Source organism: Methylotuvimicrobium sp. KM1 (assembly GCF_044788715.1).
Taxonomy (GTDB): Bacteria; Pseudomonadota; Gammaproteobacteria; order Methylococcales; family Methylomonadaceae; genus Methylotuvimicrobium.
On sequence record NZ_CP173170.1, the window covers coordinates 3,248,978 to 3,275,024 of the forward strand.

General features: G+C 50.7%; 25 protein-coding genes. 7 read left to right on the forward strand and 18 right to left on the reverse strand.

All coding sequences use genetic code 11. The annotated features are described in order from the left end of the window. The first annotated feature begins 184 nt into the window (after positions 1-184). Complete coding sequence (infA, locus tag ACINK7_RS13965) at positions 185-403, forward strand: translation initiation factor IF-1 (protein ID WP_014149038.1); 219 nt, start codon at positions 185-187, stop codon at positions 401-403. A 35-nt stretch (positions 404-438) separates the two neighbouring features. Here infA and clpA read toward each other — a convergent pair whose 3' ends face one another. Both clpA and clpS read right to left on the reverse strand, forming a co-directional pair. Next, complete coding sequence (gene clpA, locus ACINK7_RS13970) at positions 439-2,709, reverse strand: ATP-dependent Clp protease ATP-binding subunit ClpA (protein ID WP_404356051.1); 2,271 nt, start codon at positions 2,707-2,709, stop codon at positions 439-441. Positions 2,710-2,721: 12 nt separating this feature from the next. After that, positions 2,722-3,045: an ATP-dependent Clp protease adapter ClpS gene (clpS, locus tag ACINK7_RS13975; protein ID WP_014149040.1), complete on the reverse strand. Its 324-nt coding sequence runs from the start codon at positions 3,043-3,045 to the stop codon at positions 2,722-2,724. 134 nt (positions 3,046-3,179) lie between these two features. Here clpS and ACINK7_RS13980 point away from each other — a divergent pair, with 134 nt between their 5' ends. The 3 genes from ACINK7_RS13980 to purB all read left to right on the forward strand — a co-directional run bounded on the left by ACINK7_RS13980 (position 3,180) and on the right by purB (position 6,938). Further along, entirely contained in the window at positions 3,180-3,638 is a 459-nt protein-coding gene (locus ACINK7_RS13980) for an NUDIX hydrolase (RefSeq protein WP_404356053.1), read from the forward strand. Then, on the forward strand, positions 3,635-4,732 hold the full coding sequence (gene mnmA, locus ACINK7_RS13985) for a tRNA 2-thiouridine(34) synthase MnmA (RefSeq protein ID WP_404356055.1): 1,098 nt from the start codon (positions 3,635-3,637) through the stop codon (positions 4,730-4,732). The genes ACINK7_RS13980 and mnmA overlap by 4 nt, the downstream gene beginning before the upstream one ends. Positions 4,733-5,573: 841 nt before the next feature. Next, positions 5,574-6,938: an adenylosuccinate lyase gene (gene purB / locus ACINK7_RS13990; protein ID WP_404356057.1), complete on the forward strand. Its 1,365-nt coding sequence runs from the start codon at positions 5,574-5,576 to the stop codon at positions 6,936-6,938. A 499-nt stretch (positions 6,939-7,437) separates the two neighbouring features. Here purB and ureG read toward each other — a convergent pair whose 3' ends face one another. The 6 genes from ureG to ureA form a co-directional block, all read right to left on the reverse strand. After that, positions 7,438-8,058: an urease accessory protein UreG gene (gene ureG, locus ACINK7_RS13995; RefSeq protein ID WP_404356059.1), complete on the reverse strand. Its 621-nt coding sequence runs from the start codon at positions 8,056-8,058 to the stop codon at positions 7,438-7,440. Between the two features lie 386 nt (positions 8,059-8,444). Beyond that, positions 8,445-9,119 carry an urease accessory protein UreF gene (locus tag ACINK7_RS14000; RefSeq protein ID WP_404356061.1) on the reverse strand — a complete coding sequence of 225 codons (675 nt, stop codon included), beginning with the start codon at positions 9,117-9,119 and terminating at the stop codon, positions 8,445-8,447. Beyond that, on the reverse strand, positions 9,109-9,540 hold the full coding sequence (gene ureE, locus ACINK7_RS14005) for an urease accessory protein UreE (RefSeq protein ID WP_404356063.1): 432 nt from the start codon (positions 9,538-9,540) through the stop codon (positions 9,109-9,111). Before ureE ends, ACINK7_RS14000 begins: the two co-directional genes overlap by 11 nt. Positions 9,541-9,544: 4 nt before the next feature. Next, positions 9,545-11,248, reverse strand: a complete 1,704-nt coding sequence (ureC, locus tag ACINK7_RS14010; RefSeq protein WP_404356065.1) for an urease subunit alpha — start codon at positions 11,246-11,248, stop codon at positions 9,545-9,547. Continuing rightward, on the reverse strand, positions 11,241-11,561 hold the full coding sequence (locus ACINK7_RS14015) for an urease subunit beta (RefSeq protein ID WP_404356067.1): 321 nt from the start codon (positions 11,559-11,561) through the stop codon (positions 11,241-11,243). Before ACINK7_RS14015 ends, ureC begins: the two co-directional genes overlap by 8 nt. An 8-nt stretch (positions 11,562-11,569) precedes the next feature. Continuing rightward, positions 11,570-11,872, reverse strand: a complete 303-nt coding sequence (gene ureA, locus ACINK7_RS14020) for an urease subunit gamma (RefSeq protein WP_404356069.1) — start codon at positions 11,870-11,872, stop codon at positions 11,570-11,572. 52 nt (positions 11,873-11,924) lie between these two features. Here ureA and ACINK7_RS14025 point away from each other — a divergent pair, with 52 nt between their 5' ends. Further along, entirely contained in the window at positions 11,925-12,092 is a 168-nt protein-coding gene (locus tag ACINK7_RS14025; protein WP_404356071.1) for a hypothetical protein, read from the forward strand. An 83-nt stretch (positions 12,093-12,175) separates the two neighbouring features. Here ACINK7_RS14025 and ACINK7_RS14030 read toward each other — a convergent pair whose 3' ends face one another. The 8 genes from ACINK7_RS14030 to ACINK7_RS14065 form a co-directional block, all read right to left on the reverse strand. Next, entirely contained in the window at positions 12,176-13,024 is an 849-nt protein-coding gene (locus ACINK7_RS14030) for an urease accessory protein UreD (protein WP_404356073.1), read from the reverse strand. 4 nt (positions 13,025-13,028) lie between these two features. Continuing rightward, entirely contained in the window at positions 13,029-13,616 is a 588-nt protein-coding gene (locus tag ACINK7_RS14035; RefSeq protein ID WP_404356075.1) for a HupE/UreJ family protein, read from the reverse strand. A 598-nt stretch (positions 13,617-14,214) separates the two neighbouring features. Further along, positions 14,215-14,997, reverse strand: coding sequence for an ABC transporter ATP-binding protein (locus ACINK7_RS14040; protein WP_404356077.1), 783 nt, complete (start codon positions 14,995-14,997; stop codon positions 14,215-14,217). After that, positions 14,997-15,815, reverse strand: a complete 819-nt coding sequence (gene urtD / locus ACINK7_RS14045) for an urea ABC transporter ATP-binding protein UrtD (RefSeq protein ID WP_404356079.1) — start codon at positions 15,813-15,815, stop codon at positions 14,997-14,999. Before urtD ends, ACINK7_RS14040 begins: the two co-directional genes overlap by 1 nt. Continuing rightward, positions 15,812-16,903: an urea ABC transporter permease subunit UrtC gene (gene urtC, locus ACINK7_RS14050; protein WP_404356081.1), complete on the reverse strand. Its 1,092-nt coding sequence runs from the start codon at positions 16,901-16,903 to the stop codon at positions 15,812-15,814. The genes urtD and urtC overlap by 4 nt, the downstream gene beginning before the upstream one ends. Positions 16,904-16,905: 2 nt before the next feature. Continuing rightward, positions 16,906-18,612 (reverse strand): urea ABC transporter permease subunit UrtB, encoded by a 1,707-nt coding sequence (gene urtB, locus ACINK7_RS14055; protein WP_404356082.1) that lies wholly within the window; start codon positions 18,610-18,612, stop codon positions 16,906-16,908. Between the two features lie 410 nt (positions 18,613-19,022). Next, the gene (gene urtA, locus ACINK7_RS14060; protein WP_404356084.1) at positions 19,023-20,321 is read right to left on the reverse strand and encodes an urea ABC transporter substrate-binding protein; all 1,299 of its coding nucleotides are present in this window, start codon (positions 20,319-20,321) and stop codon (positions 19,023-19,025) included. A 21-nt stretch (positions 20,322-20,342) separates the two neighbouring features. Continuing rightward, complete coding sequence (locus ACINK7_RS14065; RefSeq protein ID WP_404356085.1) at positions 20,343-21,578, reverse strand: hypothetical protein; 1,236 nt, start codon at positions 21,576-21,578, stop codon at positions 20,343-20,345. A 444-nt stretch (positions 21,579-22,022) separates the two neighbouring features. On the opposite strand from ACINK7_RS14065, the gene ACINK7_RS14070 reads away from it, so the two are divergent. Next, complete coding sequence (locus ACINK7_RS14070) at positions 22,023-22,964, forward strand: NAD-dependent epimerase/dehydratase family protein (protein WP_404356087.1); 942 nt, start codon at positions 22,023-22,025, stop codon at positions 22,962-22,964. 137 nt (positions 22,965-23,101) lie between these two features. After that, positions 23,102-24,325, forward strand: coding sequence for an aminotransferase class I/II-fold pyridoxal phosphate-dependent enzyme (locus ACINK7_RS14075; RefSeq protein ID WP_404356088.1), 1,224 nt, complete (start codon positions 23,102-23,104; stop codon positions 24,323-24,325). A 327-nt stretch (positions 24,326-24,652) separates the two neighbouring features. Here ACINK7_RS14075 and ACINK7_RS14080 read toward each other — a convergent pair whose 3' ends face one another. Together ACINK7_RS14080 and cobO are read right to left on the reverse strand one after the other, a co-directional pair. Then, complete coding sequence (locus tag ACINK7_RS14080; protein ID WP_404356089.1) at positions 24,653-25,018, reverse strand: hypothetical protein; 366 nt, start codon at positions 25,016-25,018, stop codon at positions 24,653-24,655. A 116-nt stretch (positions 25,019-25,134) separates the two neighbouring features. Further along, positions 25,135-25,671: a cob(I)yrinic acid a,c-diamide adenosyltransferase gene (gene cobO, locus ACINK7_RS14085; RefSeq protein ID WP_404356090.1), complete on the reverse strand. Its 537-nt coding sequence runs from the start codon at positions 25,669-25,671 to the stop codon at positions 25,135-25,137. Positions 25,672-26,047 lie beyond the last annotated feature (376 nt).

A 26,047-nucleotide genomic window follows, 5' to 3' on the forward strand; every position in this document is an offset into this window, starting at 1 on the left:
TTGAAGTGCGAAAGGTATAGAAACCCTTTTGATAAAATCAGACCATTTCGAGCCTCGCCCAATCAAAAATCGAGCACGCAAAAGACAGCTTTATCCCAAGAGCGGCCCGTCCGACTACAGAATCCTGTTCTAAAAAGACCGACTATGCTATTATTCGCGTTTTTTAAACGTTAGGACTAAGTACATGGCAAAAGAAGATCAAATCGAAATGGAAGGCAAGGTTGTCGAAACCCTACCGAATACGATGTTCAGGGTTGAACTCGAGAATGGGCATATCGTCACCGCACACATTTCCGGAAAAATGCGTAAACATTACATCCGTATTTTAACTGGAGATAAAGTTAAGGTAGAAATGACACCTTACGATTTAAGCAAAGGAAGAATTACCTTCCGTATGCGCTAATCCCGCGCAAATGCGGGATTAGCGAACGATAACCGCTAACTTTTTTCAGAAACAGTCAATTCCTTACTTTCTATTGCAAAAGCCAGCTCATTGTTTTCGACATAGATTCGGACATTCCCGCCCCGCACCAATTTACCAAACAATAAATCATTAGCCAGCGGTTTTTTGATTTTCTCCTGAATCAGACGCGCCATCGGCCTTGCGCCCATTTTCGGATCGCAACCGTTTTCGGCAAGCCATAATCTCGCTTCAGACTCCAACATCAGAGTGACATGCTTCTCGGCCAACAAAGCCTCCAGTTCGAAGATAAATTTATCGACGACATGGCCGACAATCGAAATGTCCAGCGGCTTGAACTGAATTACCGCATCCAAGCGATTACGGAATTCCGGAGAAAAACTTTTTTCGATCACCTTCATGCTATCCGAAGCATGATCTTGCGAAGTAAATCCGATTGATGCACGACTCCCCTCTTCAGCGCCGGCGTTTGTGGTCATAACCAATATTATGTTACGAAAATCGGCTTTGCGGCCGTTATTGTCGGTTAGCGTACCGTGATCCATCACTTGCAATAGCAGATTGAAAACATCAGGATGCGCTTTCTCTAACTCGTCCAATAAAAGCACGGCATGAGGATGCTTGGTCACTTGCTCGGTTAATAATCCGCCTTGATCGAAACCGACATAACCCGGGGGCGCACCGATCAGCCTCGATACGGTATGGCGCTCCATATATTCGGACATATCGAAGCGAATCAACTCGACGCCCAGCACTTTGGCTAATTGACGAGTGACTTCGGTTTTACCGACGCCGGTCGGTCCCGCGAACAGAAACGAACCGATCGTTTTTTGCGCATCCCTCAGCCCGGCACGCGACAGTTTGATGGCTGAAGCGAGTGCCGAAATTGCCTCGTCTTGACCGAAAACCAGCATTTTGAGATTCTTTTCCAGCGCTTCAAGCTTCTCTACGTCATTGGATGAAACCGATTTAGCCGGTACTCGGGCCATTTTCGAAACGATTTCCTCTATTTCCAGCGAATCGATAATCGGTTTACGCTGGTCGGTTGAAAGCAAACGTTGACGCGCTCCTGCCTCATCGATGACATCGATGGCTTTGTCCGGCAGGTGCCGGTCGGTAATATAGCGGTCCGATAATTCGGCGGCCAAACGTAAAGCGTCCGCCGTATATTTAATATCGTGATGTTCCTCGAAACGCGATTTCAAACCTTTCAGAATCAGGATGGTATCTTCGACCGAAGACTCGACAATATCGATTTTCTGGAAACGGCGCGCTAATGCATGATCTTTTTCGAAAATTCCGCGGTATTCCTGATAGGTTGTCGAGCCGATACAACGCAACTGACCGGATGCTAATACCGGCTTAATCAGATTGGACGCATCCATAACACCGCCGGAAGCGGAACCCGCACCGATGATCGTGTGGATTTCGTCGATAAATAATATCGCTTCCGGCTGCCTTTTTAACTGGCTAACCAATGCTTTCAAACGTTTTTCGAAGTCGCCACGATATTTGGTACCGGCCACCAATGCGCCTAAGTCCAGCGAATAAATCACATTGCCCATAAGCACATCAGGCACCTCTTCCTCGACGATTCGTTTTGCCAAACCTTCGGCGATCGCTGTTTTTCCGACGCCGGCCTCACCGACCAGCAGTGGATTGTTTTTACGCCGGCGGCATAGTACCTGTATGGTTCTTTCAACCTCGAGTTCGCGCCCAATCAGCGGATCGATCTTACCGAGTCTCGCCTCCTCATTCAGGTTGGTCGCATATTTTTCCAACGGACTTTCGGATGTATCGCCGGCCGCACCGCTCGTTTCCGGATCTCTTTCCATATCGCGCTCTCGCTCCGTCTCTATTTTCGAAACACCATGGGCCAGATAATTGACGACATCGAGACGGGTTATATTCTGTTTATTCAACAAATAAACCGCTTGCGAGTCCTGTTCGCTAAATAATGCAACAAATAGATTGGCACCGGAAACTTCTTTCTTATCGGTCGCCTGGACATGGAATACCGCCCTCTGCAAGACCCTCTGAAAACCGAGTGTCGGTTGCGTCTCGCGTTGCACGCCTTCGGGAATCAGCGAAATCGTATCATCAATAAACTGCGTCAGTTCATCCTGCAGCTTTTTGAAATCGCACCCACAGGCCCGTAGCACCGCGACGGCACTGGCATTATCCAACAAGGCCAACAGTAAATGCTCGACAGTAATAAATTCATGCCGCTTTTCGTGAGCATTCTTAAAGGCGAGATTTAAAGTAATCTCCAACTCTTTGCTTAACATATTTCCTCCGACCTACGCGATTTCCATCGAACACATTAAGGGATGGTGATGTTCCCGAGAATATTCGTTGACCATGCATACTTTTGTTTCCGCGACATCCTTAGAATAGGTTCCACACACACCGACTCCCTGAGTATGCACCTGTAACATAACTTGTGTCGCTTTCTCCTCGGACATATTAAAAAACTCCATTAACACTTCAACGACAAAGTCCATCGGCGTGAAGTCGTCATTCAATAAAATAACCTTATAAAGAGGCGGCTTTTGCAATTGAGGCTTAGTCTCTTGAAGAGCCAGTTCGCCATCATTGTCTTTTAACGGGTCAAAATCAGACATACTTTTAACAATTCTAAAAGAATCAAAACGACTTAGAGTTTACCATAGTGAGCGAGCCTGTAAATTTCAATCTTTCACAACATGAATTCACCAAATAAAGTAAAATGTAGCGCTTTTTATAAACGAGTTTGCCGATGGTCTGGAAACCCCATGTCACCGTTGCAGCGATTATTGAAAACGACCGGCGTTTTCTGCTAGTCGAAGAAGAAACATCCAACGGACTCGCATTCAACCAACCCGCAGGGCATTTGGAAAAAGGCGAGGACTTAATTAACGCGGTTAAACGTGAGGTTACCGAAGAAACCGCCTGGCAGTTTGAACCTGAATACATCGTTTCAGTTCAATTATGGCGAAGAAACCCGGCTAGCCCCAGTTTTCTGCGGATTTGTTTTGCCGGCAATTCACACTCTTTCGACCCCAATCAACCATTGGATGAAGGTATCGTCGCGACACACTGGCTATCCCGTGCTGAAATCGCCGCTAAACAGGATCGCTTACGCAGCCCGCTGGTCATGATCGGCATTGATGAATTCCTCTCGGGGAAGCGCCATCCATTAACTTTATTAGAATCCTTTCTCGATCTGGATGCATGAGTAAACACATTATCGTAGGCATGTCAGGCGGTGTCGACTCTTCCGTCACCGCTTTGAAACTGCTTGAAGAAGGCCATCGAGTCACCGGCCTGTTCATGAAAAACTGGGAAGAAGACGACGGCACCGAATATTGCACCGCAATGGCTGATTTGGCCGATGCGCAACAAGTCTGCGATAAACTCGGCATCGAATTGAAAACCGTCAATTTCGCGGCCGAATACTGGGACGAAGTGTTCGAAGTCTTTTTGTCCGAATTCAAAGCCGGGCGCACGCCGAATCCTGACATCCTGTGCAACAAGCATGTCAAATTCAAGGCCTTTTTGGATTATGCACTCGAAGACCTCGGCGCCGAATACATCGCGACCGGCCACTATGCTCGCGTCCGTGAACAGGCTGGCGAGTTCCAGTTATTGAAAGGCTTGGACCCTAACAAGGAACAAAGTTACTTCCTATACGCCATGGGCCAGAAAGCCTTGTCGAAAACGCTGTTTCCAATCGGCCATCTGCACAAACCGGAAATCCGCGCCATCGCCGAAAAGGCTGGATTCGCGAACAGCCGCAAGAAAGACAGCACCGGCATTTGTTTCATCGGCGAACGTAAATTCAAGGACTTCCTGCAGCGCTATCTGCCGGCCCAACCTGGCGAAATGCGCACGCCGGAAGGCAAATACATCGGGCGGCACCATGGTCTGATGTATTACACGATGGGCCAACGTCAGGGACTCGGCATCGGCGGCGTCAAAGATGCGCCGGACGAACCCTGGTTCGTACTGGACAAAGATCTCGACAACAACGTGCTGATCGTCGGCCAAGGCCACGAACACCCGTTGATGATGCACAATACGCTCGAAGCCGGACAACTCGACTGGTGCGGCAACACGGGGCTGAGCGAGACGCTACGCTGCGCCGCGAAGACTCGATATCGACAACCCGACCAAGACTGCGTCGCAGAACCGCTGGATGACGGAAACCGCGTCAGAGTCCGTTTCGATCAGCCGCAACGTGCGATTACGCCGGGCCAGTCGGTCGTGTTTTACGACGGTGAAGTCTGTCTAGGGGGCGGCATCATCGAGTCCAGAAAGATGGAACATTAATTTTGCTTTCGTTCCCACGCTCTGCGCTCGCCGTTATACACAAGTATCGGTAAACTTGCTAAACAGAGTTCGTCGTATACCTGGAAACGGTGTTGTTTGATAAATCTGCGGATATTGAACATCAGTGGCTTCGAAATCGCGACGAAGGCCTCGCTCCCACAAGGGGGCGGGTGCTCTGTGGGAGCGATCCCCTGATCGCGATTTCGAAGTCGGGAACCTTGGGCGACAAAAAATGGTATCGAAGCCTCATTAGCTAAGATTGCAAAACAGTAATTTTTGACTTATGTATAACGATGAGCGCTCTGCGTGAGAATGCAAACCTGAGGCAAGCAAATATGCCTCGATATAGATTCCCACGGAGGACCGTGGTAACCAGTAAAAGCCGTCTTAGAAACAAGCATCCTGAGTTCTGAATAAAAGATTATATACTCCATAAAGTTAAGACAGTATCAGGCATCGCTGGAAGAAGTGTGCGCAGCATGGATGCTGCGCTCAAGCCTACACGGACGTATTCACGGCGCCTTCTGGAAGCGATGCCTGATACTGACTGGATTGCTTAACCCGAACCCAAGTTAAGTCATGCTGACTTTAGGCATTAATGTGCGCCTCAAAAGCCTGCCATCCATGGCGTACGGGTTCCGGCAATCCATGACGGACAAAGGTTTTCCGTTAACTTAATGGCAGTGACGCTCTGCGTAGGAATGCAGACCTAGAGCGAGCAAATATGCCCCGATATGGGTCCGCACTAGGACCGTGGGAACCAGTAAAAACCCGCGCCCCTGATCAACAATCTGCGCGTGGTTTAAACTACCGTACATTTTTTACAACTTGGTTGACTGACATGACAAATTCCGCCCTTACCGCCATTTCCCCGATCGACGGCCGTTATGCCGGCAAAGTCGAAGCCTTGCGCCCCATCTTCAGTGAATACGGCCTGATCCGTTTTCGCGTACAAGTCGAAGTTCGCTGGCTGCAAGCCATGGCCAAGCACCCTCAAATTTCGGAAGTTCCCGCTTTTAGCGAGAACGCCAACAGATTACTGAACGACTTAGTCGAACACTTTTCCGAAGCGGATGCTCAGCGCGTCAAAGACATCGAAAAAACGACCAACCACGACGTCAAGGCGATCGAGTACTTGCTCAAAGAAAAGATCTCCGGCAACGCCGAGCTTGAAAAAGTCAGTGAATTCATTCATTTCGCATGCACATCGGAAGATATCAACAACCTATCCTACGCCTTGATGCTTAGCGAAGGGCGTCAATTGATCATCGACCAAATCGACCAATGCATCGAGGCGATCCGCAAGGTTGCACATGACACTGCCGCACAACCGATGCTATCGCGGACGCACGGACAATCCGCCACTCCAACCACAGTCGGCAAGGAATTCGCGAATGTCGTTGCGAGAATGCTGCGCCAGAAAAAACAACTGGAAGCGGTCGAACTGCTCGGCAAGATCAACGGCGCGGTCGGCAATTACAATGCGCACTCGGTCGCCTACCCCGACGTCGATTGGAACGAATTTTCGAAAAACTTCGTCGAATCACTGGGGCTAAACTTCAATCCGTACACGATACAAATCGAGCCGCACGACTACATCGCCGAATTCTTCCATGCGCTGTCGCGTTTCAACACGATCTTACTCGACTTCGACCGGGACGTCTGGGGTTATATCTCGCTGGGCTACTTCAAGCAAAAAACCATTGCAGGCGAAGTCGGCTCGTCGACGATGCCGCATAAAGTTAATCCGATCGATTTCGAAAACTCCGAAGGCAATCTCGGCATCGCGAACGCTGTATTTAGCTTTCTTGCCGAAAAACTCCCTATTTCCCGCTGGCAACGCGACCTAACCGACTCGACAGTACTACGCAACATCGGCGTCGGCATCGCACATACCAGCATCGCGATTCAATCGACGCTGAAAGGTATTTCGAAGCTAGAACTCAATAGCGATGCGCTCGAAACCGATCTGAACGCAAATTGGGAAGTGTTAGCCGAACCGATTCAAACCGTGATGCGCCGTTACGGCATCGAAAAACCCTACGAAAAACTGAAGGAATTGACGCGCGGTCAACGCATCACGCCGGAACAAATGCGCACGTTCGTCGAAGGACTAAATATACCGCAGGACGCAAAAAACACACTGCTTGATTTGACGCCGCGAACTTATACCGGTTACGCCGAACGATTGGCTCGAAAAATTTGAAATTTCGACCCCAAGCCGAACAAACGGTAACCCAAGAAGCTAAGGAACGAGCATTTTATTACCCCAGCCTTAACAATCGCAGCACCTATGGACTAAGGTATTATGCGTTCCCACGCAGGGAGTGGGGGGAACGCGGAAATGAGTAATCAATTGCAAGGTAGGGATGAAAATTCGTTTATGCGAACCTGTCCATAAAAAAATGTTATTTTATGTGGACAAACGCACAGTTAAAAATCACATCTTTTGAGAGAATTTACCCGAAGTTAGAAGACATACTTGTTTTGTTTTTTAACTTCAGAAAACTCCTTTATTTTAAAAGTGATTTTCACTTGAGGGCTGATGAAAATCAGCCCTTTTTTTTAATTCGATTTCATAGCAAGTCAATGCACATGCTCCATCTGAGTGAAAAACCTCTATACCTTTCACATCGAATTTAGGTATTGTTTCTGTAGACGTTGCCAAAATTTAAAGCGTAATCGACATCAGCAATCCAAATTCTTCAGTGACTGGAATAAAGCATTCCAGCTCGAATAATAAACGCATCAATTAAATCCAATCCTTCACCGGTTTTCAAATTGGTAAACACGAAAGGCCGATCGCCACGCATTTTTTTCGCATCGCGATCCATCACTTCCAACGACGCTCCGACATAGGGCGCCAAATCGATTTTGTTAATCACGAGTAGATCCGAACGAGTGATGCCAGGCCCCCCCTTGCGCGGAATTTTGTCGCCCGCCGACACGTCGATGACATAAATAGTCAAATCGGCCAGTTCCGGGCTGAACGTCGCGCTCAGATTATCGCCTCCGCTTTCGACCAGCACGAAATCAAGGTTGCCCCAGCGCTCGCATAATTCCTCGACCGCGGCCAGATTCATCGACGCGTCCTCGCGAATCGCGGTGTGCGGGCAGCCGCCGGTCTCGACTCCAAGAATTCGCTCTTCCGGTAATGCCTGACTACGAATCAAAAACTGCTGATCCTCACGGGTATAAATGTCGTTCGTGACGACGCCGATTTCGAAATCGTCGCGCATGCGTTTGCACAGCGCATCGACCAATGCGGTTTTTCCGGAGCCGACCGGACCGCCGATACCGACTCTTAAAACATGTCTATCGCTCATTGTTATTTACCACTCTAAAAAGTTAACTGGATTATTAAGGCTATGTTCGAGTTTAGTTGAAGTGAATACTACACCAATCACGAAACTTGAAGATTTTAGGGTACGCAGCACTTACCACAGCAGTACCATCCGTAGTTTAACGCGCCCTCATGTGTTGCCTTGTGCCGACATTAGGTACGCGCAGCGTACCCTACAACTCACTTTAGATTTAGAAGTGCTTCCGATAGTAGCGGGTGTTTTCAACTATTAGCGCATACATAGCCATTATTGATGGAACACGGATGACTCCGATCAATCGGATTTATAAATTTTTCAAATTTCTATGCTGAGACTCTTCCCGAAAATTCATTCGTAAATGCCTTTCCGAACAGAACACCATTACCGGCTCAAGAACGAAACAAGCGTGAATACTGCATCTCATGACGACTGCTGGCCAGCGCGAGACCGAACGCACTACCGCCGATATCGTCATCGGCAATCAATAACGCTCGATCGACTAAATCAGGGAGCATTCGAGCCAGGCCACCCAACAAGCGCTGGCCAGCCACTTGACCCAACGGCACCAATTTAACTGCACATAAAACCTGGTTTTCTAGCCAACTCCAAACATAACCTAATAACGTATCACGCATTGGTATTTGCCACTGCACTGCTGTCAATGCGAACAGCGCCGCGAGCGTGGCGTCGGGTCGACGTCGCCAATCTCGAGCTTCGTCGATATTCAAGTCGGTCAGCAATCGCGCAAGCGCTTGCCCGGTTTGTCTATCCTCGGATCGAAGTTCGGCGGTCTCGCGATAAGCCGTCAAAGTCCGGCTCCAGCGATGAACATCGTCGATATCTTGGCTCTGCCAAGCAGCATGCAATCGCACCAAAATAGGCAAATCGATACGCGCCAAACCGTTTTCCAACACACCTGAAAGCCATTCCTCGGCGTCTGCGTCGTTTTTGATCAAACCGTCCTCGACCGCGCCTTCGAAACCCTGAGAATAACTGTACATGCCGATCGGCAAGCCCGGACTCACTAATTGCAAAAGGCGCAGCAAGGCCAGATCAGTGATCATGGCCGTGATAAGCACCGGCTTCAGGCTCGAACGGCAATTCTGCGTGGGCAACGGTCAAACCCAAACCTTCGATCATGTGATCGAGTACATGATCGCTCAAATAACGCAATTCGCCCGGCAAAATTTGCAGCGAGACATGGCGGTTGCCTAAGTGATAACAGGCGCGCGCAAACTGCAATGGTTCGTTGCTGCGCACGACCGACAAAGGTTCGGGCGCGGCGTCGACCAAGACATTAAATCGGTCGGGGCCGGTCAGCACCAACCCCGATCGCAGCAAATGGCCGCGTGGCAAGAACAAGCCGACTTCGACGCCGCCTTCGGTCACGGCATGGAAACGGCATTTTTGCCTCGTTTCGAAAGGCAGTGTTAGGACATCGACGAAAGTCATATCGGAACTAGCAAGTTCGGTAAGTTTCAGCATAATCTTAAAATAGAAAATAACGTTGGGCGAAAGGCAACACGTCCGCAGGCTCGCAGGTGAGTAACATCCCGTCGGCGCGAACTACGTAGGTTTGCGGGTCGACGTCGATGACCGGTTGATAATGATTATGTATCATCGAATGCTTGCCGATCGAACGAGTCCCTCGAGTAACGCCGATGCGCTTACCGAGCCGCAATGTTTCGGCCAGCCCAGCGTCGACAGACGCTTGCGACAAAAACATCATCGAGGTCGACGCGGCGGCCATGCCGAACGAACCGAACATCGGCCGGTAATGCACCGGTTGCGGCGTCGGAATCGACGCATTCGGATCGCCCATCGGCGCGGCGGCGATGAATCCGCCTTTCACTATCAAACTGGGTTTGACTCCGAAAAAAGCCGGCTGCCAGAGCACCAGATCGGCTAATTTACCGACTTCGACCGAACCGACCTCGTGCGAGATACCATGGCTGATCGCCGGATTGATCGTGTATTTGGCGATATAGCGCTTGATGCGAAAATTGTCGTGGCGCGCATTGTCTCCCGGAAGACTGCCGCGCTGCACCTTCATTTTGTGCGCGGTCTGCCAGGTCCGCGTGATCACTTCACCGACGCGGCCCATCGCCTGCGAATCGGACGAAATCATCGAAAACGCGCCGAGATCGTGCAGAATGTCCTCGGCCGCGATCGTTTCGCGGCGGATGCGCGATTCGGCGAACGCGACATCCTCGGGTATGCCCGGATCGAGATGATGGCAAACCATCAGCATGTCCAGATGCTCGTCGACGGTATTGATCGTATAGGGACGGGTCGGATTGGTCGACGACGGCAGGACATTGGCCTGACCGCAGGCCTTGATGATATCCGGCGCGTGGCCGCCGCCGGCGCCTTCGGTATGGTAGGTATGAATCGTCCGGCCCTTGAATGCGGCGATCGTATCCTCGACGAAGCCCGACTCGTTCAGCGTGTCGGTATGGATCGCGACCTGCACGTCGAAACGCTCGGCCACCGACAAACAACAATCGATCGCGGCCGGTGTCGTTCCCCAGTCCTCATGCAGTTTCAAACCCATCGCGCCGGCGCGGATTTGTTCTTCGAGCGCTTCGGGAAGACTCGCATTGCCCTTGCCGAGCAGGCCGAAATTCATCGGCAATCCGTCCAATGCCTGCAGCATGCGGTGAATATTCCACGGCCCCGGCGTGCAGGTCGTCGCGTTCGTGCCGGTCGCGGGCCCCGTGCCGCCGCCGAGCATCGTCGTGATGCCGGACATCAGCGCTTCGTCGACCTGCTGCGGACAAATGAAATGAATGTGCGCGTCGATGCCGCCGGCGGTCAGTATCTGCCCTTCCCCGGCGATGATCTCGGTGCCGGGGCCGATAACGATATCGACGCCATCCTGCACGTCGGGATTGCCGGCCTTACCGATTGCGGCGATACGGCCATTTTTGATGCCGACGTCGGCCTTGACGATGCCCCAATGATCGACGATCAAAGCATTCGTAATCACCAGATCCATCGCGGTTTGCGAGCCGGCCTGACTCTGTCCCATGCCGTCGCGAATCACCTTGCCGCCGCCGAATTTGACCTCGTCGCCGTAGATCGTGCGGTCCTCCTCGACTTCGAGAAACAATTCGCTATCGGCTAAACGCACGCGGTCTCCGGTGGTCGGACCGAACATATCGGCATAAGCCCGACGGCTTAATTTACTCATGACTGTCCTCCAACGTGCCCATGATTTGCTGGCGAAATCCGTAAATTCTCCGCATGCCTGCAAAAGGCACCAATTGCACTTCGCGTTGCTGACCGGGTTCGAAGCGTACCGCTGTACCGGCCGGAATATCGAGCCGGTAGCCGCGAGCCTTGTCGCGGTCGAATTTCAAGGCCGGATTGGTTTCGTAAAAATGATAATGCGAGCCGACCTGAATCGGACGGTCGCCGCTGTTCGCGATCAGAAGCCGGATCGCCTCGCGTCCGGCATTTATTTCAAGATCGCCGTCGGCCGTAATGATTTCACCGGGAATCATGCTATCTCCTATTCGATCGGATTATGGACCGTGACCAGTTTGGTCCCATCCGGAAAAGTCGCTTCGACCTGCACTTCGGGCAGCATTTCGCAAACGCCGTCCATTACGTCGTCTTTGTTCAACAGCGTTCTGCCGTATTCCATCAATTCGGCGACGGTGCGCCCGTCCCTAGCGCCTTCCATGATCGCGGCCGAAATATAGGCGACCGCTTCCGGATAATTGAGCTTTAGGCCTCTATTCCTGCGGCGCTCGGCCAACAATGCGGCCGTAAAAAGCAGTAATTTGTCTTTTTCGCGTGGTGTCAATTGCATAATTTATACTGTGAAAGTTCGTAGATTAGGATTCTTTATCTAATTTTTCGATATGAAAAACAATGTTGGCTCCGAAGAGGGTGCGGTTGCTCGACCGGCAGGCGTCGGCGGCAGGGCAGATTTTTGCTCCTGCAAAATCTGCATTCATGCCATCCATGGCAATCAGATTCCGCCGTCGAGCTTACATGGACGTATTTACGGCGCCCTGTCGGGCGAGTGACCGCACCACCCCACCCCTCTCGCACATGCATTTAGCGGGAGGATTGCCAGTTCTTCATGAATGTTAGGTTTCGGATTTTGTATTCACGTCGCCCAGATACGCGGCATACAAGCTTTGCGGCCTACCGTCGCCTCGCGAATAGCCGCCCAAACTTGGTTGAAAAAGTCGCGCAGTTTATCGGCTCTGTGATCCAATGCGCGACAAATCAACAAATCATCTATACATGTGACGCCGCGCCCTGGTGCGTCGCCGATCATGTTTCGCACAATCTCTAAAACTTCTGTCGAAGCAGGATAAGCAAACAAAGTTCCGCAAGCCGAATGCCGATTCATACCCCAACGTGCGGCAAAGGCTTGCGCGTCGAGGCGCAGTCGCTCCAAATAGACCGGTTCGTCATCCAGCACTATGCGCCAATTCAATAAGACTTCACCCAGCTCAAAACCTTCGCCGGATGCGGGACGACCCAATACGATGATTTCCCATGTGATAAATCGCGCGCCGGCATCGATATTGATCGTCGTGGCAGACGTCAGGCGCGCGCCTTCATAGACAATCGTTTCTTGCGGCAGCCATTCCAAGACCGCATTTTCTTCGATCGTCATCGCGACCGACTGAGCTGCGCTGCCGCCTTCACTGCGGTAAAACTTGCCGGCGGCAGGCGTCGTGATCAAGGCGTGACTGCCGCGTTCGGCCTTGGCTTCGATCGTCAATCGGTCTCCGGCAACGACACCGCCCGGCGGATGCAGCAAATACAGATGACACACATCGCCTTCGGGATAAAACGGCCGCTGCACGGTCAACGGGCCGCGATGAGCCCTGCGCCGCAACACCGTTCTGCTTTCGGTCTTCGCAAAACCAAGCCTCAATTCGGCTTGCCAACCCTGCAGCGAATCGATCCCGGATTCGGTTGCCGCGCACCCGTCGCTGTACACCGGATCAAGCACCGAGCAACAGAGTCAAACCTACAGCTGCGCACGAGATGGCGACAGCGGTTCGAGTCCATTTCAAAATCACGGGACTCAGTAAACCTGCCGCCAAGCCGATTCCGTGCAACGAGGCGGTTGAAAGCAAAAAGCCCAAGGCATAATGAGTCCGGTCCGCATCGAGACCGATTTCCAATGCATGCACAAAGCCGTGGCTCAATGCGAACAAGGTCGCCACGAAGCAAGCCTGCGTCAACGAAAGGCGCCAGTCGCGCAGCACGATAATTCCCGAGACCAGTACCGACAACGCCACCCAAAATTCCGGATAAGCCACCGTAATACCGGCGAATGCCAAACCCGCACCGATAGCCATGGCCGACAAGAAACTCAAGGGCAACAACCAACGCGCCCGCCCTCCCAGCCCGAAAGCCCAGAGACCGACCGCAATCATCACTAACAAGTGATCCGGGCCGAGCAACGGATGAATAAATCCTTCGCCGAACCCATGATCCGCACCGATGCCGAGATGCGCGAAGGCCGGTATCGGCAACAGAAGTATCGAAGCGACTAGCGCGGCAGTGTATTTGTTGTTGATCATCATTTTCACCTTCACATAGTTGTTTTATCTCGCGCGGAGGAGCTGGGGCGCGAAGTTATTTTTCTGGTTCCCACGGCCCTCCGCTCATCGTTATATACCTTTCGCACTTCAAATTTCGGCACTGCCTTAGGAGGCACCGGGGTGTTCGGCAAAGGCTTTGCCAGCATGGAGCTGGCATAGAGCCTACATGGATGTATTCACGGCGTCCTTTGACGGGCACCCCGGTGCCGAATTTTGATCTCCGATGGGTATACATAAGTCTTGAATTACCCATTTATAATCTTAACCAATGCGGCCTCGATACCATTGATTGTCGCTTAACACACTAGGCTTCGAAATCGCGATCTGGGGATCGCTCCCACAGAGCATCCGACCCTTTGTGGGAACGACGCCTTCGTCGCGACTATCGAAGGCACTGACGTTCAATAATTCACAGTTTTATCAAACATCTAGTTAGTCGATAAATTCTGTCAATCAAGTTTGGGGGGGTTCTCTATAACGGCAAACGCCGGAGCGTGCGAACGAGAGCAACCTTCCCGGCTTCGATATCGCGATCTAGGACTTCGCTCCCAAAATGCTTGCCGACGCGCTTTTACCATCGTCACACCGTCAAATAACGCTTGACCTTCGTTTCGTTCAACTCGTCCATCGCGCCCGACGCGACGCTTCTCCCGCGTTCCAGGATGCAGAAACGATCAGCGACCTTGCGCGCGAACGGCAGTTTTTGTTCGACAAGCAGCACCGTGACGCCCATTTCGCGGTTAATTATTTTGATCGCTTCACGCACCTCATTTTTAACCTCGGCAGTCTCCTTGACTAACGGCGTTTTAATACCTTTTGCCTTATTAAGCCGAATGATCACGTCGCCGATTTCGCTGACAATGTTCGGCTGTATACCTTCGGTCGGCTCGTCCAGAATCAGCAATCTCGGATTCAGCACCAAGGCTCGCCCGATCGCCAATTGCTGCTGTTGGCCGCCGGACAGATCGCCGCCGCGCCGCCCGAGCATCTGTTTCAGCACCGGAAATATTTCGAAAATGTGCTCCGGCACTTTTTTGATACCGTGTCTACGCGCCGCGCGCAAACCGATTTTTAGATTCTCCTCGACCGTCAGCAGCGGAAAAATCTCGCGGCCCTGCGGCACAAAGCCGATTCCAAGTTCGGCGCGTTGCTCGGGCTTCAATGGTGCGAGATCGACGCCGTCGAACAGCATTTCGCCGCTGCGCACCGGAATCAGACCCATGATACATTTCAGCAAGGTCGTTTTACCGACGCCGTTACGTCCCATAAGGCAGACGCAGCCACCTTCCGGTACCGACAGCTGCAAGTCCCACAACGTGTGGCTTTCGCGGTAATATTGATTCAATGAATTGATGTTCAGCATTAGTCCCCCAGATATACTTGAATCACGCGAGGGTCGTTTTGTACTTCGTCCATCGTGCCCTCGGTCAATACCGAACCTTCATGCAATACTGTGACCTTGCGTGCGATCGAGCGCACGAACTCCATGTCGTGTTCGACCACGACGATCGAATGCTTGCCTTGCAACGACAGCAGCAATTCAGCGGTCCTATCGATTTCCTGGTGCGTCATGCCGGCGACCGGCTCGTCGACCAGCATCACTTTCGGCTCCTGCATCAGCAACATGCCGATCTCGAGCCATTGCTTTTGTCCATGCGACAAGATCCCGGCTTGTTGTTTGCGATGCTCGATCAGTCCGATCGTCGTCAACACCTCTTCGATACGGTCGCTCTGCTCGCCGTTCAGCCTTGCGAAAAGCGCGGGCCAGGCGCCCTTGTCCGCCTTCATCGCCAATTCCAGATTTTCGAATACGCTCAAATTTTCGAATACGCTCGGCTTTTGAAACTTTCGGCAGATGCCGGCTTGAGCGATCGCCGGCTCGTCCATTTCGAGCAAATCGATGGTTTGACCGAAAAATACCGAACCGCTATCGGGTTTCGTCTTGCCGGTAATCACATCCATCAGCGTCGTCTTGCCGGCCCCGTTCGGTCCGATCAGGCAACGCAATTCGCCGTTGTCTATGTATAAGGACAGATTGTTCAAGGCTTTGAAGCCATCGAAACTAACGCTGACATCCTCAAGATAGAGTATCGTTTTGTGCGACACGTCGAGTTCACCGGGCTTAACCGGCCTTCTGACAAAATCGAAGGTTTTATAGCGATCGATCAAAGGCTTGGTCATGTCTGCGTCTCCCGACCTTTCTTAAGCAACAAACCTGCCAAGCCATTTGGCATGAATACCGTAACGAGAACGAAAGTCGCGCCCAATGTGAATAACCAAATTTCCGGAAGCAAGCCGGTCAACACCGTTTTACCGTAATTGACCAGCATCGCGCCGATGATCGCGCCGTACAGCGTCCCCCGTCCGCCGATCGCGACCCAAACGACGATCTCCAACGAGTTCAACGGCGAAAATTCACTCGGATTGATGATGCCGACTTGCGGCACGTACAATGCACCGGCAATTCCGGCCAGCATCGCCGCGAACACGAATATCCAAAGCTTGAACATTTCGACCCGGTAGCCCAAAAAACGCACGCGCGCCTCGTGATCGCGCACCGCAGTCACGACACGACCCAGTTTGGTGCAAGAGATCCATCTTGACAGCAAAAATGCAACAATTAAGGCAAGTCCGGAAATCATGAATAGTGCGACCCTGACAGCTTCGGATTGTATGTTGAAACCCAGGATGTCCTTGAAGTCGGTCAAGCCGTTGTTGCCGCCGAAGCCCATTTCATTGCGAAAAAACGCCAACATCAATGCATAAGTCAAAGCCTGCGTAATAATCGACAAATAAACGCCGGTCACTCTCGAACGGAATGCGAGCCAGCCGAACACGAACGCCAAGGCACCCGGCGCCAGCAGCACCATCGGCAGCGCGAACCAGAATTGATCGAAACCGTACCAGTACCACGGCAGTTCTTTCCAATCCAAAAAAACCATAAAATCGGGCAAAACCGCATCACCGTAGACGCCGCGCTCACCAATTTGGCGCATCAAATACATGCCCATCGCGTAGCCGCCCAATGCGAAAAAGGCGCCATGACCGAGCGCGAGAATGCCGCAATACCCCCAAACCAAGTCGAGCGACAAGCCCAGTAACGCAAAAGTCAGATACTTGCCGAGCAAAGAGACGGTATAGGCGGAAAAATGCAGCGCCGAAGCATTTGGAAAAATCATATTGCAAAGCGGAACCAACACGATCAGGGCGATCAGGGAAAACAGCACGGCATTCGCCGTCTTATCGTTACTGAAAAACAGACTCTTCATGCTCACGCCTCCGCCGCTCGGCCCTTTTGCGGAAACAGTCCGCGCGGGCGTTTTTGAATAAACAGAATGATGAACACCAATACCAAAATCTTCGCGAGCACCGCGCCGGCATGCGGCTCGAGCAGCTTGTTGGCGATACCGAGCGAGAACCCGGCAACCAAGGTGCCCCAAAGGTTTCCGACACCGCCGAAGACGACGACCATGAACGAATCGACGATATAGCTCTGACCCAGATTCGGCCCGACATTAGTAATCTGACTCAACGCGACACCGGCGACGCCGGCGATTCCCGAGCCCAGCCCGAAGGTCATCGCATCGACCCGCGCGGTCGGTATGCCCATCGCCTTCGCCATGTTGCGGTTTTGCGCGACTGCCCTGACTTCGAGACCCAGCCGTGTCCGCCTCAAAATTTGCAATAGCGCCGCGAATACCAGCAAGCAAAACAGCACGATGTAAAAACGATTCCAAGTCAGGGACAGAAAATCGTTGATCTGCCACGAACCGCTCATCCATTCCGGCGTCGTGACACTGCGGTTCAGCGGCGAAAAAATCGAACGCACCGTTTGCTGCAAAAATAGGCTTATGCCGAAAGTCGCCAGCAAAGTTTCGAGCGGCCGCCCATATAAAAAACGGATGATCCCCCGTTCGATCGCAACGCCGACCAAAGCCGAAATCATGAACGCCGAGGGAATCGCTAGAATTACCGACAGACCGATATGATTTGGCATGATCTGTTGCATCACATAGGTCGTATAAGCGCCGAGCATCATCAATTCGCCGTGCGCCATGTTGATCACGCCCATCACGCCGAAGGTAATTGCCAAGCCGATCGCGGCCAGCACCAGCACAGCGCCGAGACTCAATCCGAAGAATACTGTTTCGACGCTGTTGTAAAACTGCAGCCGGGCGTCGATTTTTTTCAGAGCAGCCTGGGCTTTTTTCCTAACTTCGTTATCCGCTTCGATGAAATTGCCGGCGCTATCCTTTTCGATTAGCACACTCAGCCGGTTATAGGCCTCGAGGCTGTTGTATTCCTTCAAAGTGTCCATCGCGTTCAGACGAACCGATTTGTCGCTATTTTGTAGATCGTTTAGTGCAAAAATCAGGCGCATCGACGAGAGCACGTCTTCGTCTGTTTCGGTCGACTCGTACTCCTTCAACAATTCCAGCGTTTTTGCATCGGCAGTCTTGACCATCGCATTGACCGCAGAGAGCCTCACCGAAGCATCATCCGATTGCAACTGCAAAAGAGCTATTTTCTTGCGCAACTTGGTGCGCAAGCTGTTGGTGATGTTGACTTTCGACAACTCCGAGCGCTCGACAAGACCTAAATCGGCTCCTGTCGATGCATCAGCGATCCGGTAGCCTTGGCCACTTTCGGTGGCGATCACCGCCGTTTGCTTATCGCGTAACGCATATAAGCGGCCATCCAATAAGGCTTCCAAAATCGGCAAAGCCGCAGGATGACCGGTCACGCTCAGATTTTCAATCGCCTGCTCGCGATCTTTCATGCTGCCGATAAGCAAGCGCGATAGCGCATCGACAAATGGATCGAGAACGGTTTCGGCTTGTTGTTCCGAGACTTCCTGGTTCTCGCTGTTAAATTGCGCAGATTCATCGGCCGGCTCATCCAAAGCAATACTAGGCCGGATGCAAAGCATTATTAAAGCCAACAACGACATCCGCCATTTGAACGAATTCGCTTTCATAAGAGTTCCTAAAATGAATGATCAATCGTAGGGTACTTATTCAGTTCCCAGGCAATTCTCGTTCCCACGCTCTGCGCTCGTCGTAATGCTTAAATTGTAGGGTACGCTGCGCGTACCTTCATGCAACCCAGATCAAACCATAAAGTTTGGTGGGGTTCCCATGGTACGCACAGCGTACCCTACGGCACTAGAGCGTCCCCGTCCGGTTCCCACGCCCTGCGTCACAGCCATTAAGTATTGAGGGGATTTATTAGAAAAATCTCCCCCAGCACCTCTTTTTCAAAGAGGGGAGTAAAGCTCCAGGATCTTAACTTAATGGCAGTGACGCCCTGCGTGGAAACCATTTCGGGAAATTATTTTTTGCTAAATCCTTAAATACGTACCCTACTCTCCACTTCAATACAGTCCGTTCAATAATTTTGCCCGGAACACTTTTTGGTTTCGGTATTGAAGTTGCCGCATAGGATAGGCGGAGTCCAATCGGCGATGATCGGCTTGCTCTCCGGCAAAAAATCCGACCAGGCATCGCCCGGAACCAATTTATTGGTTTGCCAAACGGTCAAAAACTGGCCGTTGTCTTGTATCTCCCCGATCAATACCGGCTTGGTGATGTGATGGTTCGGTAGCATTTTTGAAATACCGCCGGTCAAGTTCGGAGCCTCGACGCCGATGATCGCCTTTTGCACGGCATCCGGGTCGATCGTTCCGGCCTTTTCGACCGCTTTGACCCACATATTGAAACCGATATAGTGCGCTTCCATCGGATCGTTGGTCACGCGTTTCGGGTTCTTGATAAACTCGTGCCATTGCTTGATAAAGGCAGCGTTCTTGGTTGTATCGACACTCATGAAATAATTCCAGGCCGCCAGGTGGCCGACCAACGGTTTGGTATCGATGCCGGACAACTCCTCTTCGCCGACCGAGAACGCCACGACAGGAATGTCCTCAGATGAAATACCCTGATTGCCCAATTCTTTATAGAAAGGAATGTTAGCATCGCCGTTGATCGTCGACACGACCGCGGTCTTCTTGCCGGCCGAACCGAATTTCTTGATATCCGACACGATGCTTTGCCAATCGGAATGACCGAACGGCGTGTAGTTGATCATGATGTCCTTTTCGTCGACGCCCTTGGCTTTCAGATAGGCTTCGAGAATCTTGTTGGTCGTACGCGGATAGACATAATCGGTGCCGGCCAAGACCCAGCGTTCGGCGCCGAAGTCGTCCATCAGATAATCGACCGCCGGAATCGCCTGTTGATTCGGCGCGGCGCCGGTGTAGAACACGTTTTTCGATGATTCCTCGCCTTCGTACTGCACCGGATAGAACAACAGGCCATTCAATTCCTCGACGACCGGCAGCACAGATTTGCGCGACACCGACGTCCAGCAACCGAAGATCGCCGCGACCTTGTCCTTGGTCAAGAGTTCACGTGCTTTTTCGGCGAACAGCGGCCAGTTCGAGGCCGGGTCGACGACGACCGGTTCGAGTTTCTTGCCGAGCAAGCCGCCTTTTTTGTTCTGTTCCTCGATCAACATCAGCATCGTATCCTTGAGGGTCGTTTCGCTAATCGCCATCGTGCCCGACAATGAATGCAAGACGCCGACTTTGATCGTTTCTTCGGCGGAAGCGGTCGGAGCCGTAACCGAAAAAAACGATGCGACGGCCGCAATGCTCAATAATTTAAGATTTTTCGATAGTTTCTTCATAGTCTGTTCCCGAGGTTGAAATTAGATTTGGTATTGGAAACCAAGAAGGAAGGCATTGGTTTGGTCGCCTGTCGCATCGTCCCTATAATTGAGCCCCTTAGTCATCAAATCGCCGTATTGCCAACTTAAACCGATCCGTGCGTTATGCCCGTCAATGACATAATTCACACCGGCCTCGAACATATTCCGGTCCGGGCTACTTTTCGGCATGACGTTGACATAACGAACGAAGGGTTGAAATTGGCCGATACCGATTGTTTGCGGAAATAAATACATGCCGCTCACGTCGTAAGCATTGCCTTCGAACATTGCAAACCCGCCCCCTGCTTTTCGGCTGGCCATGCTGTAACCATTGATTCCGTAGTTCTTGTATTCGCCGTTCAGAGTAACGACACCGCCGTTCCCCAATACTTTTTCGAGCAATAAATCGATTGCCGTGCCCCTGAAATTACCGGCATCACCAACAACACCGACACCATCTTCCTGATATTGATTGGAAACCGCCAAGGTCAGAATATCGCCGCCTTTACCGTAATAGGTACCCGATGTGTAGTAACCGGGATTTTTCTCGACTTCCCAGAAATTAAAAGCCAATCGTTGCGCATAGAGCAGATTGTCATCCTTGTTCGCGCCGCCTCTTAGCCCTTGAAAAATACCTAACGCGTATTGAATGCGGCCATCCCAAACCGAACCCCAAAAAGTCACACCGTCGTCACGGCCGAAGGAACCCGCTGAGGTTCCGTCGTTACGTATCGTCGTGTTGAAATCGGCCGGCTCGAACGGCGTACCGCTAATCCGGTCGCCGGTGACATAAATGCTATGCACGGCACTATAAAACGGTCCATTCATTTCGCGGCGTTCGGCCGGTACGAGCATGCGCCCGACCCACAAATTGGCCATCGGATGAAATTCGAATTTACCGATGGCATCTAACAATCGAAGTTCACCGCCATTGTTACAGGTTTGACATTCCGAGTTGATTTCCAGCTTGATATACTCGTGAATCTGAGCATTCAGATACAGTCGCATGTTGTCGACGAAAAAATCGTTTGACCAATTGCCGTCCGCAACCGACTCGACCGAGGTAAAGCTTGTCCTTAAACCGGCGCCGAGACTCAACCATTTGGTTTCGTCGATTTTAAAAGTCGCTCCTGCTTGCGATTCCTGCACATGACTTAACGATAACGCCGCAAATAGCAGATACGTCAAAAAACCGTGTTTTCGCTTGTGACTGGCTAGCTTGTAAACAGTCTTCATGATCATTCCCCCAAAGAGTCAAAAAATGCACCGGTTTATACCGGCGCAGCCGAATATGGCTGTAATCGATTATTCTTTGGCGGAAACATTTGAACAATCAGTCAAATGACTCATTAGTTAAATGACGTATAGGGGTGAAAACCAAATTATTCCTTGTCGCTTTAGGAATATAATCCATTGATAAAATTTATTATTTTTATAGAAATCATTAATCTAGAAAAGCTACATGACTACTATAACTTTCGCACTTCAAATTTCGGCAGTGCCTCCGAGTTTTCATCTACGATGAGTATACAATTGCAGTTATGACTTGAATCCAAGAAGTGATTTTAATGCGTATGTCCTGTACAAACTTTGGCTGAACGAGACAATTCCAACCGATGCCGTTTATAATCCATTCGACTTCTCGAGTTTATCGCCAATAACAACCAGGTTTAATAACCGATGAAAACCATCCTCGTGACCGGCGCCACCGGACAAATCGGGTCGGAATTGACGCCAGCTCTCAGACAGCGATACGGCAATGATTCCATCATTGCCGTCGGTCACCGTAAGCAACCCGATGCCGATTTAACAAACGCAGGCCCCTATTGCCGGTTGGACATTGAAGACGTCGCGGCGTTAGCTCGAATTGTCGAGGACTATCGCATCGATACGATTATTCACCTCGCTTCGTTATTGTCCGCAGTTGCCGAAACGGACCCGCAAAGAGCATGGTCGGTCAATATCGATGGCTTGTTCAATGTTTTGGAAATCGCCCGTCAAAACGCTTGCTCGGTATTTTTTCCCAGCTCGATAGGCGCCTTCGGCCCTAACACGCCGACTTTCGATACGCCTCAGGATACGATACAACGACCAAATACGTTGTACGGTATTGGCAAGGTAACCGGCGAGTTACTGTGCGATTATTATCACAAGCGCTATAACCTTGACACTCGGGGACTTAGATTTCCGGGATTGATTTCCTATAAAACGCCGCCCGGCGGCGGCACAACCGATTACGCAGTCGAAATATTCAACGCTGCCGTTCGATGGCAACACTACACATGCTATCTAAAACCCGATACGCAATTGGATATGATGTACATGCCGGATGCGATAGATGCGATTTGGCAGTTAATGACAGCCGAGCCCAAACGCTTAATCCACCGCAATGCCTACAATGTGACCGCGATGAGTTTCACGCCTGAGCAACTGGCAGCAGAAATTCGCCGGCATATTCCCGATTTCAAAATGAGCTATAAAATCGACCCGCTTAGACAAGTCATAGCGGACTCTTGGCCACGCCACATGGATGATAGCGCCGCCCGGCAAGAATGGGGTTGGCAAGCGCGATTCGACCTAGCAACGATGGTCGAAGACATGCTAGAGCACATAGCCGAATAAACCGATGATGCCCTTTCAATAAACCAAACCCCTATTCACTATTCACTATTCACTATTCACTATTCACTACTTACTGCTTACTGCTTACCGCTAACCGCTCACTGTTTCCCAATCGCTACCCGCTAAAAGAGGTCATCATGACACTTGCCAAACTCGACACACAGTTAAGGGACCGACTCTCCGCGATGCAAGCCAAAGGTATCTCAAAAGGCAAGGAAAAAATCATCACCGGCTTCAAACCTGCCGAAAACGGCCTCGGCCCTAGGATATTGCTTCAGAATTACCCGAATCGGATATTTTTGAGAATGAATGCCAATGCCTACCTGGGTCTATCGAGCCATCCTGCAGTCATTGCCGCCGAATCGAAAGCCGCCGAAACCTTCGGAGCGGGTCCCGGCGCGGTGAGGTTTATCAGCGGCACCTATCAGCCTCATATCGACTTAGAAAATCGCCTGGCCGAATTTCACGATCGTAACTCGGCCATGCTATTCAGCGCGGCCTATGCAGCTATGATCGGCATCTTACCGGCGCTGATCGATGAAGACACGCTAGTTGTCAGCGATGCACTCAATCATAACTGCATCATCAATGCGATTCGTTTGGCAAAAACGGCGCGAAAAGCGGTTTATCCGCATTTAGACTTAGCCGAGCTTGAACGCATACTGATCGATAACAAAGACCAAGCGGAACGAGTAATCATTGTTACCGACGGCGTCTTCAGCATGCGCGGCGATCATGCGCCGCTGGATAAAATCGACGCGATACGCCGAAAACACGAAACCGATTACAAACAAGGGATTTTGACGGTAGTCGACGATTCGCACGGCATCGGCGCGCTCGGACCGTCCGGGCGCGGCACCGAGGAAATCACTGCAAGCAAAGCGGACATCTTGATCGCAACACTGGGCAAAGCGCTTGGCGTCAACGGCGGCTATGCGGTGTCTAGCCGGACCGTAATAGACTATTTAAGGGAAACATCGGCGAGCTATATTTATTCCAATCCGATTACTCCTCCAGAAGCGGCGGCAGCTTTAGCCGCATTGAATATACTGGACAGCACCGAAGGCAAGGACTTGCTTAACCATATAAAAACGCTAGCTTTAAGGCTCAGGAACGGATTGACCGATTTGGGATTCGAAACCTTACCCGGAGCACACCCGATAGTACCGATCCTAGTTAGAAATACCGACAAAACCACGGCCTTGGTAGAACATTGCTTCGAGCACGACATTTTGGTTACCGGCTTGAATTACCCAGTTGTCGCAAAAGGGGAACAAGAAATCCGGCTACAGATTTCCGCGACCCACACAGAAAAAGACATCTATTATTTTTTGGATGTTCTAAGCCAATTTAAGCATTAACCTAGAAAAAGCATTTCAGAATGAAGTTCATGACGAATAAGAAGTTAATTCAATGACTTATTATTTCTATGTAAATCATTTTTGCTCTCCCACTCCTTTTTGATTGAAAAACCGTCTAAGAAAAAAGGGATGGGGTGTGTCTATCGAGAACAGCCGTGAACCCAGCACCTAAATTCCATAGGTTATTGGCAATGATTCAAAATCATGGCTTATTTAGGTGCTGGGACTTTCAATCGAGCAATCAGGCCCTTCCAAAATAGGGAAGTTATTTTTGAAATAATCCTAAGTAGGTACTTCCATGTACCTGATCTTGACTTTTACGAGGTTCTAATTTTTTTTCTGTTTTTTGATGATGACTTTATCGTCGATGATCAAATCAGAAATACCGCCGATCTCGATCCGCAACGTGCAAGAAGCGTTTTTGAATGCATCGGTTTCACCTTGATAGTTATAAGTTACGTAAGACTCCTTGTCGCTTTTCGTCTCGGATGGAAAAAATACTTGCTCGCCGGTTTCCTTCAAGATCGCCGCCGGGCATTTTTTAGATGCCATTTCCTGCATCGCGACATAAGACCTAATCATCGCTGCCGACTCTTTGTCCTCGACGGATTCTTGTTTGCTGACTCCCACGACAATAAATCCGGCGACAAAAACACCGATAACCGCAAATACAATTTTAGTTGTTTCAGACATAGCGCCCTCTAGGTTGTTTATTTTTATAAGTATGATACCGAAAACATTTCAAAACATTCGGTAATACCCTGTGAATTCTATGCTAATACGCTGATCTCGGCAACGCTTAGAGTCGTTTAAAACTCAACTCCCTGCTCTGCCTTGATACCCTGGGTATACGCATGTTTAACCAGCGTCATATGGGTCACAGTATCGGCAACTTCAATGACCTCCGGCGCGGCATTGCGCCCAGTCAGCACTAAATGCATCCAGGACGGCTTCTCATTTTTAATGAACTCGGCAATTTCTTGTCCGGTGATCCATTGATAACCGCAGCAATAATTAATTTCATCGAGCAATACGAAATCATAGGCTTCAGACTTAATTTTTTCCTTGCTGAACTCCCAAATCGAGCGGCTGGTTTTAATATCCTGCTCAGGATTTTTCGTATCCCAAGTAAAGCCGTCGCCCAAAGCATGCCATTCGATATTGTCGAAACGCTCCGCGGCTTTGTGTTCGCCCGTTTGCCATTGTCCTTTAATATATTGAATCACGCAGACCTTCATGCCCCAGCCGGCTGCGCGAAACACCATGCCCAACGCGCTCGAAGACTTACCCTTCCCTTCGCCGGTATTGACCAACACCAAACCACGGCGCTTATCTCTCGCTTTCATCCAATCTCCTTAACAAGTTATCAAATGTCGGGCAGATTAGCACCTTCATTCGTGAACGCAAGTATAATTGGTCCTTCCACATCAAAACTATTATCTCGATTCATAAAGGGCTTTAACTGTCTTGAATTACTCCCTTTATACTCAAAAAATGGCTAACTTCATGAAGGTATGGGGTGTGGCTAGCGAGGATGTCGGCAGCAGGGCAGATTTTTGCTCCTGCAAAATCTGCATTCACGCCATCTTTGGCGATCGAGCGCTGCCGTCAAACCCCCATGGATGGGTTTACCCAGCACCTAAATTCCATAGTCCATTGGCTATGGTTAACTATCTGAGATAATTTAGGTGCTGGGTGAACGGCGGTCCTCGATAGACACAT

Bases quoted from the DNA above. Each gene is read 5' to 3' on its own strand.
- clpA (WP_404356051.1), bottom strand. From the start codon at position 2,709: ATGTTAAGCAAAGAGTTGGAGATTACTTTAAATCTCGCCTTTAAGAAT.
- ACINK7_RS14065 (WP_404356085.1), bottom strand. From the start codon at position 21,578: ATGAAGACTGTTTACAAGCTAGCCAGTCACAAGCGAAAACACGGTTTT.
- cobO (WP_404356090.1), bottom strand. From the start codon at position 25,671: ATGAAAGCGAGAGATAAGCGCCGTGGTTTGGTGTTGGTCAATACCGGC.
- clpS (WP_014149040.1), bottom strand. From the start codon at position 3,045: ATGTCTGATTTTGACCCGTTAAAAGACAATGATGGCGAACTGGCTCTT.
- ureA (WP_404356069.1), bottom strand. From the start codon at position 11,872: ATGCAATTGACACCACGCGAAAAAGACAAATTACTGCTTTTTACGGCC.
- ureG (WP_404356059.1), bottom strand. From the start codon at position 8,058: ATGAGCGATAGACATGTTTTAAGAGTCGGTATCGGCGGTCCGGTCGGC.
- ACINK7_RS14040 (WP_404356077.1), bottom strand. From the start codon at position 14,997: ATGCTGAACATCAATTCATTGAATCAATATTACCGCGAAAGCCACACG.
- ureE (WP_404356063.1), bottom strand. From the start codon at position 9,540: ATGCTGAAACTTACCGAACTTGCTAGTTCCGATATGACTTTCGTCGAT.
- ACINK7_RS13980 (WP_404356053.1), top strand. From the start codon at position 3,180: ATGGTCTGGAAACCCCATGTCACCGTTGCAGCGATTATTGAAAACGAC.
- urtA (WP_404356084.1), bottom strand. From the start codon at position 20,321: ATGAAGAAACTATCGAAAAATCTTAAATTATTGAGCATTGCGGCCGTC.
- ureC (WP_404356065.1), bottom strand. From the start codon at position 11,248: ATGAGTAAATTAAGCCGTCGGGCTTATGCCGATATGTTCGGTCCGACC.
- ACINK7_RS14035 (WP_404356075.1), bottom strand. From the start codon at position 13,616: ATGATGATCAACAACAAATACACTGCCGCGCTAGTCGCTTCGATACTT.
- urtD (WP_404356079.1), bottom strand. From the start codon at position 15,815: ATGACCAAGCCTTTGATCGATCGCTATAAAACCTTCGATTTTGTCAGA.
- urtB (WP_404356082.1), bottom strand. From the start codon at position 18,612: ATGAAAGCGAATTCGTTCAAATGGCGGATGTCGTTGTTGGCTTTAATA.
- ACINK7_RS14075 (WP_404356088.1), top strand. From the start codon at position 23,102: ATGACACTTGCCAAACTCGACACACAGTTAAGGGACCGACTCTCCGCG.
- ACINK7_RS14070 (WP_404356087.1), top strand. From the start codon at position 22,023: ATGAAAACCATCCTCGTGACCGGCGCCACCGGACAAATCGGGTCGGAA.
- infA (WP_014149038.1), top strand. From the start codon at position 185: ATGGCAAAAGAAGATCAAATCGAAATGGAAGGCAAGGTTGTCGAAACC.
- ACINK7_RS14080 (WP_404356089.1), bottom strand. From the start codon at position 25,018: ATGTCTGAAACAACTAAAATTGTATTTGCGGTTATCGGTGTTTTTGTC.
- mnmA (WP_404356055.1), top strand. From the start codon at position 3,635: ATGAGTAAACACATTATCGTAGGCATGTCAGGCGGTGTCGACTCTTCC.
- urtC (WP_404356081.1), bottom strand. From the start codon at position 16,903: ATGAAGAGTCTGTTTTTCAGTAACGATAAGACGGCGAATGCCGTGCTG.
- purB (WP_404356057.1), top strand. From the start codon at position 5,574: ATGACAAATTCCGCCCTTACCGCCATTTCCCCGATCGACGGCCGTTAT.
- ACINK7_RS14025 (WP_404356071.1), top strand. From the start codon at position 11,925: ATGAAAAACAATGTTGGCTCCGAAGAGGGTGCGGTTGCTCGACCGGCA.
- ACINK7_RS14000 (WP_404356061.1), bottom strand. From the start codon at position 9,119: ATGATCACTGATCTGGCCTTGCTGCGCCTTTTGCAATTAGTGAGTCCG.
- ACINK7_RS14015 (WP_404356067.1), bottom strand. From the start codon at position 11,561: ATGATTCCCGGTGAAATCATTACGGCCGACGGCGATCTTGAAATAAAT.